The following is an 11,989-nucleotide window of genomic DNA, read 5'->3' on the forward strand; positions in this document are numbered from 1 at the left end:
CGGCCGGAGGGCCCGGCGCAGGCGTTCCCCTGGTTGGAGTGGCGTGACCTGAGTAGATTTGGCGCCGAAGTCATGTTTTGCCCGCCGGACCGAGGGTGTGCCGCGCATCGCGGGACTTCCGGGCGAGGACCACATGTTCCAGCTGAGCGCGCCGATCGTCGTCACGTTCGTCCTGTACGTGCTCGCCCTGATCGGGACGGGGATCCGGGCCTACACGCGCACGCACACCTTCGAGGACTTCGCCCTCGGCGGCCGCCGCTTCGGCCCCTGGGTCGCCGCGCTGTCCGCCGGGGCCAGCGACATGTCCGGCTGGCTGTTCCTGGCCCTCCCCGGCGCCGTCTACGCGGCCGGGCTCGGCTCCGTGTGGCTTCCCGTCGGGCTGGCCGTGGGGACGTACCTGAACTGGCTGTTCGTCGCGCCACGTCTGCGCACCTACACCGAGCGCGCGGGGAACGCGGTGACCCTGTCCGGCTATCTGGAGGAGCGGTTCGAGGACCGCACCCGCATGCTGCGGCTGGTCTCCGCCGCGGTCACCCTCGTCTTCTTCACCGTGTACGTCGCCAGCGGCCTGGTGGCGGGCGGGCTGCTGTTCCAGACCGTCTTCGACCTGCGCTTCACCGTCGGCGTCACCCTCACCGGGCTGCTGATCGTCATCTACTCGTGCCTGGGCGGCTTCCTCGCGGTGAGCCTCACGCACGTGCTGCAGGCCTCGCTGATGCTGCTCGGCCTGGTCGTGCTGCCCGCCGTGGCGATCGCGCGCCTCGGCGGCTTCGGGGAGCTCGGCGAGGTCCTCGACGGCAGACAGCCCGCGCTGCGCGAGTTCAGCTCCCGCGTCGCGTACTCGGCAGGGTCCTGGACGGCCGAGGGGCCGCTCGGGATGGTGGCGATCATCTCGCTGCTCGCCTGGGGGCTCGGCTACTTCGGCCAGCCGCACATCCTGGCCCGCTTCATGAGCATCCGCAGCACCCGGGACGTCCCCGCGGCCCGCCGCATCGGCACGGGCTGGGTGGTCCTCGTCCTCACCGGCGCCACCCTCGTGGGCCTCACCGGCATCGGCGAGCTGACCCCGGCGCTGTCCTCGCCCGACACCGTCTACATCGCGCTCAGCCGCCTGCTGCTCGACCCGTGGGTCGCCGGGATCATGCTGGTCGCGGTGCTGGCCGCCGTCGTGTCCACCGCGGACAGCCAGTTGCTGGTGTCCTCCGTGGCCCTCACGGAGGATTTCTACCGGGCGTTCCTCCACCGCGGAGCCCCCGACCGCATGCTGGTCTGGGTGGGGCGCGCCACCGTCGTCCTGGTCATCGTGGTGGCGTACGTGATCGCCCTCAGAGGCGGCGGGCTGCTGAGCATCGTCGCCCAGGCCTGGGCCGGGTTCGGCGCCGCGTTCGGACCGGTCGTGCTGCTCTCGCTGTACTGGCCCCGCATGACCTCGGCCGGCGCCATGGCCGGCATGGTCGCCGGCGCCGGCACGGTCCTGGCGTGGGACTCGGTCAACCCGCTGCTCGGCCCGCTGGAGACCGGCGTCTACGAGATGGTCCCGGGCGTCCTCGCCGCCACGGTCGCCGCGCTCGTCTTCGGACGGTACGTCGGCCGGCCGCCGAAACGTGCCTTCTGGCGGATGCCCGGCGGCGGCACCAGCTCCGTGGTGCTCACCCCCTTCCTCACCCGCGCGCCCGTCGGCCTGGCGATGCTCGACACGGACCTGCGGTACGTGTGGGTGAACGAACCGCTCGCCCGGCTGATCCCCCTGGAGCGGCGCATCGGACGGCGCCTCACCGAGCTGAAGCCGACCCCCCAGTACCGGCGCTTCGAGGAGCAGATGCGGCGCGTGCTGGAGACCGGCGAGCCCGTCATGGACTGGGAGTTCCGCAGCGAGGAGGAGGAACCCAGGGACGCCCGCGCGGTCTCCGTCTCGTTCTTCGGCGTGACCGACCGGCACGACACCGTCGTCGGCGTCCTGTACATGGTCGTCGACGTCACCGAACGGTGGCGGGCGCAGAGCAGACTCGCCCTGCTGAACGACGTCGGCGCCCGCATCGGCAGCACCCTCGACGTCCCCCGCACCGCGCAGGAACTCGCCGACGAGGCCGTGCCCACCGTGGCCGACTTCGTCGCCGTGGACCTGCTGGACACGGTGATGCGCGGCGAGGAACCGGCGCCCGGACCCGTCGGCCTGTCCCCGGTCATCCGCCGCGCCGGGCAGGCGTCCGCGCGGGAGGGAGGCTGCGGCGGCAGCCTCGTCCTCGGGGAGGCCGTCCGGCGCGCCCCCTCCTCGCCCGTCACGCGCTGCCTCCTGGAGAGCCGCACCCTCGTCGAACGCACCCTCGACCGCGAGACCAGCCCCTGGGTCACCGAGGACCCCTCGATCGGCGCGTCCATCCTCAAGTACGGCTACACCTCCCTCATGGTCGTGCCCGTCCGGGCCCGGGGCGTCACCCTCGGCGTGGCCACCTTCGCCCGCACCGAACGGTCCGGCCCCTTCGGCGACGACGACGTACGGCTCGCCGAGGAGATCGTCTCCCGCGCCGCGGTGGCCGTGGACAACGCCCGGCGCTACACCCGCGAGCGGACCGCCGCCCGCGCCATGCAGCAGGCACTGCTGCCGCAGGCGCTCACCGGCGGCTCCGCGGTGGACGTGGCGTCCTGGTACCAGCCGGCCGACGCCCCGAACGGCGTCGGCGGCGACTGGTTCGACGTCATCCCGCTGTCCGGCGCCCGCGTCGCCCTCGTCGTCGGCGACGTCGTCGGCCACGGCATGGACGCCGCCGCGACCATGGGACGCCTGCGCACCGCCGTGCGTACCCTCGCCAACCTCGACATGCCGCCCGACGAACTCCTCGCCCACCTCGACGACCTGGTCATCGGGCTGATGGGCGCCCACGACGACCAGGAACCCGCCGCCGCGGGCGCCGCCTTCCTCGGCGCGACGTGCCTGTACGCCGTGTACGACCCGGTCAGCGGGCGGTGCTCGATGGCCCGCGCCGGCCATCTCCCGCCCGTCCTCGTCACCCCGGACGGCACGGCCGAGGTCATGGACCTGCCGGCCGGGCCGCCGCTGGGACTCGGCTACCTGACCTTCGAGTCGTACGAGCGGGAGCTGGCCGAGGGCAGCCTGCTGGCGTTCTACACCGACGGACTCGTCGAGACCCCGGACCGGGACATCGACGACGGGATCGCCCGGCTGGGCGCCGCCCTCGCCGTGCCCCGCCCCACCCTGCGGAAGATCGGGCGGGGCGTGGTCGACACCCTGCTCACCGGGCCGCCGCCGGACGACGCGGCACTGCTGCTCGCCCGCACCCGGTCGCTGCCGGCGGACCGGGTCGCGTCCTGGGACCTGCCCAGCGACCCGGCGGCCGTCGGCACCGCCCGCACGGCCGCGGTGGGGCAGCTGTCGGAGTGGGGTCTGGACGACCTGGCGTTCACCACGGAACTCATCGTCAGCGAACTCGTCACCAACGCGATCCGGCACGCCTCCGGGCCGGTCTCCCTACGGCTGATCCGCGACCGCGCCCTGATCTGCGAGGTCGCCGACGGCAGCGGGACGTCACCCCGCCCACGCCACGCCCGCACCACGGACGAGGGCGGGCGCGGCCTGATGATCGTGGCCCAGCTGGCCCACAGGTGGGGGACCCGCCACACGGCGACCGGCAAGATCATCTGGACGGAGCAGCCGTTCGTGGCGGAGGCGTGAGGGCGGGGCCGCCGCCGTCGCGCACGGCCCCGCGCCGCGCCCCACCCGCCCCCACAATGGCCCACGTGGCCCTGTCGGGACCCCCGTCTCCCGGGGAAGGTGAGGAGGGTACGCACCTCCGCCCACCCGCACGCCGCCCGAACCCCCCCGACGTGGAAGGACACCACGATGTCCGTCGACACGCACCAGGCTTCCGATCCGCTCGGCGGAGACGAGCTGAGGACGCTGGACGCGCACTGGCGCGCCGCGAACTACCTGGCCGTCGGCCAGATCTACCTCATGGCGAACCCCCTGCTCACCGAGCCGCTGCGGCCGGAGCACGTGAAGCCGCGGCTGCTCGGCCACTGGGGCACCTCACCCGGTCTGAACCTCGTCTACACCCACCTCAACCGGGTGATCCGGGCCCGTGACCTGGACGCCCTGTGCGTATGGGGTCCCGGGCACGGAGGGCCGGCCGTGGTCGCCGGGTCGTGGCTGGAGGGGTCGTACACGGAGACGTATCCCGACATCACGCGGGACGCGGCGGGGATGGCGCGGCTGTTCAAGCAGTTCTCGTTCCCCGGCGGTGTCCCCAGCCACGTCGCCCCCGAGACGCCCGGCTCCATCCACGAGGGCGGTGAGCTGGGCTACTCCCTGTCGCACGCGTACGGCGCCGCCCTGGACCACCCGGACCTGGTGGTGGCCTGCGTGGTCGGCGACGGCGAGGCGGAGACCGGGCCGCTGGCGACCTCCTGGCACTCCAACAAGTTCCTCGACCCCGTCCACGACGGCGCCGTCCTGCCGATCCTCCACCTCAACGGCTACAAGATCGCCAACCCGGCCGTGCTGGCCCGCATCCCCGACGACGAGCTGGACGCGCTGCTCAGGGGCTACGGTCATGACCCCCTGCACGTGATCGGCGACGATCCCGCCGCCGTGCACCAGGCGATGGCGCGGGCCATGGACACCGCCCTCGACCGGATCGCCGCCATCCAGCGCGCGGCCCGCGAGGACGGCGCGACCGAACGTCCCCGCTGGCCGATGATCGTGTTGCGCACCCCGAAGGGCTGGACGGGACCCGCCGAGGTCGACGGGCGGCCCGTCGAGGACACCTGGCGCTCCCATCAGGTGCCGCTGCCCGGCGTCCGCGACAACCCCGGCCATCTTCGGCAGCTGGAGGCGTGGCTGCGGTCGTACCGGCCTCAGGAGCTGTTCGACGAGGACGGCCGACCCCGCGCCGACGTCCTGGCCTGCGTCCCCGCCGGCGCCCGCCGCCTCGGCTCCACCCCGTACGCCAACGGCGGGCTGATGCTGCGCGAGCTGCCGATGCCGCCGCTGGAACGGCACGCCGTCCCCGTCGACAAGCCGGGCGCGACGATGCACGAGCCGACCCGCGTCCTCGGCGACCTCCTCCAGGACGTCATGCGGGCCACCGCGGACCGCCGCGACTTCCGGCTGGTCGGGCCCGACGAGACCGCCTCCAACCGCCTCCAGGCCGTGTACGAGGCGAGCGGCAAGGCATGGCAGGCGGGCACGTACGACGTGGACGAGGACCTCGACCGGCACGGCCGGGTGATGGAGATCCTCTCCGAGCACACCTGCCAGGGCTGGCTGGAGGGCTACCTCCTCACCGGCCGGCACGGCCTGTTCTCGTGCTACGAGGCGTTCGTGCACATCGTCGACTCGATGGTCAACCAGCACATCAAGTGGCTGCGCGTCACCCGCCGCCTGCCCTGGCGCGCCCCCATCGCCTCCCTCAACTACCTGCTGACCTCGCACGTCTGGCGCCAGGACCACAACGGCTTCTCCCATCAGGACCCCGGCTTCGTCGACCACATCCTCAACAAGAGCCCGGAGGCCGTACGGGTCTACCTGCCGCCGGACGCCAACACCCTGCTGTCGGTGGCCGACCACTGCCTGCGCAGCCGCGACTACGTCAATGTGATCGTGGCCGGCAAGCAGCCCTGCTTCGACTGGCTGTCCATGGAGGACGCGCGGACGCACTGCGCGCGCGGCGCCGGCATCTGGGACTGGGCGGGCACCGAGACCGGCGACCGCGAGCCCGACGTGGTGCTGGCCTGCGCGGGCGACGTCCCCACGCAGGAGGTCATGGCGGCCGCGCAGCTGCTGCGCCGGCACCTGCCCGAGCTGGCCGTGCGGGTCGTCAACGTCGTCGACATCGCCCGTCTGCTGCCCCGCGCGGAGCACCCGCACGGCATGTCCGACTTCGAGTACGACGGGCTGTTCACCGCGGACAAGCCGGTGATCTTCGCGTACCACGGCTATCCGTGGCTGATCCACCGGCTCGCCTACAGCCGCACGGGACACCACCACCTGCACGTGCGCGGGTACAAGGAGATCGGCACCACGACCACGCCGTTCGACATGGTGGTCCGCAACGACCTGGACCGCTACCGGCTGGTGATGGACGTCATCGACCGCGTCCCGGGCCTCGCGGTACGGGCCGCCGCGGTACGGCAGCGGATGGAGGACGTCCGCCTGCGCCACCACGACTGGATCCGCGAGCACGGCACCGACCTGCCCGAGGTCGCCGACTGGACCTGGGACGGCTGACCCGGCCGCGCACCCCCGCACAGGACGGCATGCGCGAGCGGAATGTTTTGCGGGTCCTTTACAGTTGCGTGGAAGCAGTCCATTCTGCTTCCACACATCTTCGTACTGTTCGAAAAGGAGCGACGGTCCCCCGATGGGTGATCCTCCCAGTAGTAGCCGTGCCACCACCCGCAGTCCGCGTCATGCGGCCGGTCAGGGAGCGGGGGTGGCACGGTGACCGAGGTCCTGCTGCTCCTGCTCGCCCTGCTGCTGACGCTGGCCTGCGCGGTGTTCGTCGCGGCCGAATTCTCCCTCACCACCGTCGAGCGCGCCGAACTCGAGCGCGCCGCCGACGCGGGTGAGCGCGGCGCGGCCGGTGCGCTGGCCGCCGTGCGCCGCCTGACGGTCCAGCTGTCCGGCGCCCAGCTCGGCATCACCGTCACCTCCCTGGTGATCGGCATGCTCGCCGAGCCGTCCCTCGCCGCCCTGCTGCGCGGCCCGCTGCGGGCGGCCGGCCTCGGCTCCGCCGCCCCGGCCGTGGCGACGCTGCTCGGCGTCGCCCTGTCCACGGTGGTGCTGATGGTGATCGGCGAGCTGGTCCCGAAGAACTGGGCCATCTCGCGCCCCGCGGCGGTCGCCAAGGTCGTCGCCGGACCGCAGCGCGCCTTCACGGCCGCGTTCGGCCCGTTCATCAACCACCTCAACGGCACCGCGAACCGCTTCGTGCGCCGTTTCGGCCTCGAGCCCGCGGAGGAGCTGGCGTCCGCCCGCACCGCCGAGGAGCTGAGCGCGCTCGCCCGGCACTCCGCCGCCGAGGGCGCCCTGGAGGCGGACTCCGCGGAACTGTTCGTGCGCACCCTGCACCTGAGCGAGCTGACCGCCGAGAACGTGATGACCCCGCGCGTCGACGTCCGCGCCCTGGAGGTGCACGCCACCGCCGCCGACGCCGCCGCGCTCAGTCACGCCACCGGGCTGTCCCGCTTCCCGGTGTACCGCGACAGCCTCGACGAGGTCGTCGGCACCGTCCACATCCGGGACGTGCTCGCCCTGGAACCGGAGCGGCGCGCCGCCACGCCCGTCACCGAGCTGACCACGCCGCCGCTGCTGGTCCCCGACAGCCTCCCCGCCGACCGGCTGCTGGAGCGCATGCGCGCCCACCGCGCCATGGCCGTCGTCATCGACGAGTACGGCGGCACGGCGGGCGTCGCCACGGTGGAGGACATCGTCGAGGAGGTCGTCGGCGAGGTCCGCGACGAGCACGACCCCGTCGAGGTGCCCGAACTGGCCCCCGCGCCCTCCGCCGGCGACGGCCGCGAGGTGTGGGAGGCCGACGGCGGCCTCCGGCTCGACCGGCTCACCGCCCTGGGCCTCACCGCCCCGGACGGCCCGTACGAGACGGTCGCCGGACTGATCGCCACCCGCCTGGCCCGGATCCCCGTCAAGGGCGACTTCGTGGACCTCGACGGCTGGCGGCTCGACGTGCTGGAGGTCGAGCACCACCGTGCCGACCGCATACGCGTCACCGCTCCGGCCCCCGTACGCGACGAGGTCATGGAGGAGGCCCGATGACCGTCCTGCAGCTCGCCATCGGCGTCCTCACCCTGCTGACCAACGCGTTCTTCGTGGGCGCCGAGTTCGCCCTGATCTCGGTGCGCCGCAGCCAGATCGAGCCGCGCGCCCTCGCGGGCGAGAAGCGCGCGAAGATGACGCTGTGGGCGCTGGAACACCTGTCCGCGATGATGGCCACCGCCCAGCTCGGCATCACGGTGTCCTCGCTGGTGCTCGGCGCGGTCGCCGAACCGGCCATCGCGCATCTGCTGGAGCCGCCGTTCGAGGCGGTCAACGTCCCGGACGCGCTGGTCCACCCGATCGCGTTCGTGATCGCCCTGACCCTCGCCACGTATCTGCACATGCTGATCGGCGAGATGGTGCCGAAGAACGTCGCGCTCGCCGCTCCCGTGCCCAGCGCGCTGCTGCTGGGACCGCCGCTGGTGTGGCTGACCCGGGCCCTGCGGCCCTTCGTGTTCGGCATCAACGCCTTCGCCAACGTCCTGCTGCGGCTGCTGCGGGTCGAGCCGAAGGACGAGGTGGAGTCGGTGTTCACCGACGACCAGCTCGCCCGGATGGTCGTCGACTCCAGCGAGGCCGGACTGCTCACCCCGGCGGACGGGGAGCGGCTGCGGGACGCTCTGGAGCTGGGCACCCGCCCGGTCGGCGAGATCCTCGTCCCGGCCCGGAGGATGCACGCCGTCGACCACACGGTCACCCCCGCGCGGCTGGAACGCGTGGCCGCCGAGGCGGGCCTGTCCCGCTTCCCGGTCACCGGCCCCGACGGCGCGCTCCTGGGCTACCTGCACATCAAGGACACCCTCGGCGTGACCGAACGGGACCGCCCGTTCCCGCGCACCGCGCTGCACAAGGTCACCCGGGTCCGCATCGACACCCCGCTCGACGACACGCTCACCGCGCTCCGCGCGGAGGGCAGCCATCTCGCCGCGGCCGTCGGCGAGAACGGCAAGGTCATCGGCTTCGTGACGATGGAGGACGTCCTGACGGAACTGGTCGGCCCGGCGGCCCCCGCCACGGCCTGACACCCGGTCCCGACGACACCCCGCGGCCCCGGCCGGACACCTGTCCGGCCGGGGCCGCGGTCATGTGCCGCGGACCGTCACCCGTCCGTGCGCCGCCGCCGCTCGTTGTGCCAGGCGATCGCGCGGCGGATGTCGGGCTCGTCCAGGCCCGTACGGCACGCCAGCTCCGTCATCGTGAGGACCGGGCGGCCGGACGTCAGGACACGGCCGATCTTGCCCGCCCAGAGCTCCTCCTGGACGAAGGGCCGCTGGCGGTAGCCGGCGCGGATCAGTTCCAGGTGCGCCTCGCAGCACGCGGTGACGCGGCGCAGCCCGTCGTGCAGCGGGTCGTCGGGGTGCACGGCCGAGGAGTCGGCCACATGACCGCACACCGCCTCCTCGGGAGCGAACGTCCTCGCGCAGAGATCGCACAACTCCGGTACGGCGGCGACGGATCGACGTGCGCGCTTCCTGCGTCCCCACATGGAAAGCTCCCGGTGGCCGGCTGCCCTCAGCGTACTGCGCGGGGCCGCCGCCCACCCGGCGGTCCACGGCCCGCCCCGCCCCGCCCCGGCCTACGGCACGCCCAGCTCGAACAGCACGTACCCCGCGTACGACCCCGACGCCACCGCCGCCGTGCCCAGCACCGCGGCCAGCGCGGGCCCGCTCAGCCGCCGCATGGCCAGGGCGGGCGGCACGAAGAGCGGGAACAGCGGCAGCAGATACCGTGAGACGTTGCCGAAGTACTGCTGCGTGCCCATCACCGTCAGGTATGACAGCACCGTGTACACGACCAGCACGGACGGCGGACGCAGCCGCACCAGCAGCACGGTCAGCACCGGCACCAGCAGCACCACCCCGACGCCGATCGTGTCCTCCATCGGCATGGCGAACAGATAGTCGAAGTGGCCGACCGGTACGGAGGTCAGCACGTCGAGGCTGTGCCGTCCGTAGTCGAAGGTGTGACCCCAGGCGCCCTCCTGGAGCTTGGTGTAGCCGCCCCAGTCGCCCATCCGGTACCCCACCCAGGCCAGATAGCCGGCCACGCCCATCGGCGCGATCACCACGGCGGCCAGCGGCTGCCGCCAGTCCTCCCGCCGCCGGACCACCGCGACCGCCCCCGCGACGGCCAGCGCCGCGACCAGGGCGACCGCCGTCGGCCGGGTCAGCCCCGCGGCGAAGACCAGCACCCCGGCGGCCGCCCAGCGGCGAGTCGTCACGGCCCAGCACGCCCAGGCGGCCAGCGCCGTGTACAGCGACTCGGAGTACACCGCCCACTCCGTGCCCGACCCCGGCCACACCGCCCACAGACCGACGGCGACCAGCCCGGCCCGGCGCCCGCCGAGACGCGCGGTCACGGCGTGGATGCCGAGCGCGGCGACGAACGAGCACACCACGGACACGGCCATCCCGGCGCCGTACGGGCCGAGTCCGGTGACCTCCGAGACCAGCCGCATCAGCGCCGGGTACAGCGGGAAGAACGCCGCCGAGTTGCCCTCCAGCGTGATCATCCCGCTCGCCCCGGGGACCGGCTTCAGGGCGGGGTCGTAGCCGTGCAGGGCGATCTGCTGGTACCACCAGCCGTCCCAGCTCCCCAGCACGTCCCACGGGTGTGCGCCGCCGCCGAACCGGGGGTGCTTGTCCCGGAAGTCGCCGGCCGAGTCCAGCAGCACCAGGAACACGGTGAATCCCGCCAGCTTGAGCACCCCGTACACGGCGAGGACGGGCCCGATGCGGACGGCGAGGCGGCGCAGCCGTTCGAGCGGGCCGGGCGCGGGACTGCCGGGCGCGGGGTCGCCGGGCGTGGCGGGAGGAGCCACCGCCGGTCCGGGGAGGCGGGTGGTCGTGCTGCTCATGAGGCGGGGGGCCCTGTCGTACGGCGGGAGCGGTGGGTGGGGAGGATCCAGGCGCGCAGCAGGCGGAAGCGGAGCACGGCAGCGGCGAGATCGGCGGCGACCAGCACCGGCAGCTCGGTCCCGGGTCCCGCGCCGGGGACCGCGTGGTGCAAGGCGGCCAGCGCGCCGCCGGTGACGGCGAGACCGGCCAGGAGAGCCGTCAGCCCGCCGAGGTGATGGGCCGGCAGCCCGGCGCGTCCGCGCACGCCGAAGGTGAACCGCCGGTTCGCGGCGGTGTTGAGAACGGTGCACAGGAGCAGGGCGAGCGTGTTGCCCGTCTGGGCTCCGGCGACCGGCCGCAGCAGGACGTACAGGGCGAGGTGCAGCAGCGTGGCGGCGGCGCCCACGGCGGCGAAGCGGAGCGGCTGGGCGAGCCGGCCGGGGGGCGGGAGCACGGGGGAGCCGGCCGTCGTGCCGGCGCCGCCCAGCGCGGCCAGCGGCAGCTGCCCGCGGGCCAGCGCCCGCCCCAGCCGGGCCATGCCGCGCAGGTCCGCGAGCGCCGTGGGGAGCAGGTCCACCCGGCTGTCGGGGTCGTCCACCCAGTCCACCGGCACCTCGTGGATGCGCAGCCCCGCCCGCTCGGCGATCACCAGCAGCTCCGTGTCGAAGAACCACTCCCGGTCCTGCACCAGCGGCAGCAGCCGTGCGGCCACCTCCGCGCGGACCGCCTTGAAGCCGCACTGAGCGTCGGTGAACCCGACGGAGAGCGTGCCGCGCAGCAGCCCGTTGTAGCAGCGGGAGATGATCTCCCGCTTCGGCCCGCGCACCACCCGGGAGCCCCGCGCGAGACGCGTGCCGATCGCGAGGTCCGAGTGGCCGGAGATCAGCGGGGCGACCAGTGGCAGCAGCGCCGCGAGGTCGGTGGACAGGTCGACGTCGAGATACGCCAGCACGGCGGCGGGGGAGCGGGACCAGGCGGTGTGCAGGGCGCGTCCGCGTCCCTTCTCCTCCAGCCGCACCCACTGGGTGCCGGGGAGCTCACCGGCCAGGCGGGCGGCGATCCACGGGGTCCGGTCGGTGCTGGCGTTGTCGGCGACCGTGATCCGGAACGGGTACGGGAAGGTCTCCGCGAGGTGCGCGTGGAGCCGCCGGACGCAGGGTTCGAGGTCGTGCTCCTCGTTGTGGACGGGCACGACCACCTCCAGGACGGGCTCGGGGCGGGGGAGCCGGGGATCGAGGGGCGGTGCGGGCCGCCGGGCGGTTCTCATGACGGGTCCCTTTCCGGCGTACGCCTGGGGTCGGAGGGTGACAGCGGGGTCGGTTTATTGGTATGGACATGCCAAACAGGCCCGTCGGGTGGT

Annotated in this window: 7 protein-coding genes; 4 read left to right on the top strand and 3 right to left on the bottom strand. The window is 73.5% G+C overall.

The window, feature by feature from the left end; translation table 11 throughout:
- Nucleotides 1-133 precede the first annotated feature (133 nt).
- The 4 genes from putP to ELQ39_RS29550 all read left to right on the top strand — a co-directional run bounded on the left by putP (nucleotide 134) and on the right by ELQ39_RS29550 (nucleotide 8,814).
- A complete protein-coding gene (gene putP / locus ELQ39_RS29535) occupies nucleotides 134-3,691 on the top strand; it encodes a sodium/proline symporter PutP (RefSeq protein ID WP_242594934.1) in 3,558 nt (1,185 codons plus the stop codon).
- A gap of 168 nt (nucleotides 3,692-3,859) precedes the next feature.
- Nucleotides 3,860-6,244 (top strand): phosphoketolase family protein, encoded by a 2,385-nt coding sequence (locus ELQ39_RS29540; protein ID WP_242594936.1) that lies wholly within the window; start codon nucleotides 3,860-3,862, stop codon nucleotides 6,242-6,244.
- Between the two features lie 213 nt (nucleotides 6,245-6,457).
- Nucleotides 6,458-7,792, top strand: coding sequence for a hemolysin family protein (locus tag ELQ39_RS29545; RefSeq protein ID WP_242594937.1), 1,335 nt, complete (start codon nucleotides 6,458-6,460; stop codon nucleotides 7,790-7,792).
- Nucleotides 7,789-8,814 carry a hemolysin family protein gene (locus ELQ39_RS29550; RefSeq protein ID WP_225628216.1) on the top strand — a complete coding sequence of 342 codons (1,026 nt, stop codon included), beginning with the start codon at nucleotides 7,789-7,791 and terminating at the stop codon, nucleotides 8,812-8,814. The genes ELQ39_RS29545 and ELQ39_RS29550 overlap by 4 nt, the downstream gene beginning before the upstream one ends.
- A 77-nt stretch (nucleotides 8,815-8,891) precedes the next feature.
- Here ELQ39_RS29550 and ELQ39_RS29555 read toward each other — a convergent pair whose 3' ends face one another.
- The 3 genes from ELQ39_RS29555 to ELQ39_RS29565 form a co-directional block, all read right to left on the bottom strand.
- Nucleotides 8,892-9,278, bottom strand: a complete 387-nt coding sequence (locus ELQ39_RS29555) for a hypothetical protein (RefSeq protein ID WP_242594938.1) — start codon at nucleotides 9,276-9,278, stop codon at nucleotides 8,892-8,894.
- 90 nt (nucleotides 9,279-9,368) lie between these two features.
- Complete coding sequence (locus ELQ39_RS29560) at nucleotides 9,369-10,649, bottom strand: glycosyltransferase family 39 protein (protein WP_242594939.1); 1,281 nt, start codon at nucleotides 10,647-10,649, stop codon at nucleotides 9,369-9,371.
- On the bottom strand, nucleotides 10,646-11,896 hold the full coding sequence (locus ELQ39_RS29565) for a glycosyltransferase (protein ID WP_242594940.1): 1,251 nt from the start codon (nucleotides 11,894-11,896) through the stop codon (nucleotides 10,646-10,648). Before ELQ39_RS29565 ends, ELQ39_RS29560 begins: the two co-directional genes overlap by 4 nt.
- Nucleotides 11,897-11,989: the final 93 nt, after the last annotated feature.

It is taken from the genome of Streptomyces sp. GB4-14 (assembly GCF_022696125.1).
Lineage (GTDB): Bacteria > Actinomycetota > Actinomycetes > Streptomycetales > Streptomycetaceae > Streptomyces > Streptomyces werraensis.

What these genes read in the sequence shown, in the direction of transcription:
- putP (WP_242594934.1), top strand. Translation starts at nt 134, where the DNA reads ATGTTCCAGCTGAGCGCGCCGATCGTCGTCACGTTCGTCCTGTACGTG.
- ELQ39_RS29540 (WP_242594936.1), top strand. Translation starts at nt 3,860, where the DNA reads ATGTCCGTCGACACGCACCAGGCTTCCGATCCGCTCGGCGGAGACGAG.
- ELQ39_RS29550 (WP_225628216.1), top strand. Translation starts at nt 7,789, where the DNA reads ATGACCGTCCTGCAGCTCGCCATCGGCGTCCTCACCCTGCTGACCAAC.
- ELQ39_RS29555 (WP_242594938.1), bottom strand. Translation starts at nt 9,278, where the DNA reads ATGTGGGGACGCAGGAAGCGCGCACGTCGATCCGTCGCCGCCGTACCG.
- ELQ39_RS29560 (WP_242594939.1), bottom strand. Translation starts at nt 10,649, where the DNA reads ATGAGCAGCACGACCACCCGCCTCCCCGGACCGGCGGTGGCTCCTCCC.
- ELQ39_RS29565 (WP_242594940.1), bottom strand. Translation starts at nt 11,896, where the DNA reads ATGAGAACCGCCCGGCGGCCCGCACCGCCCCTCGATCCCCGGCTCCCC.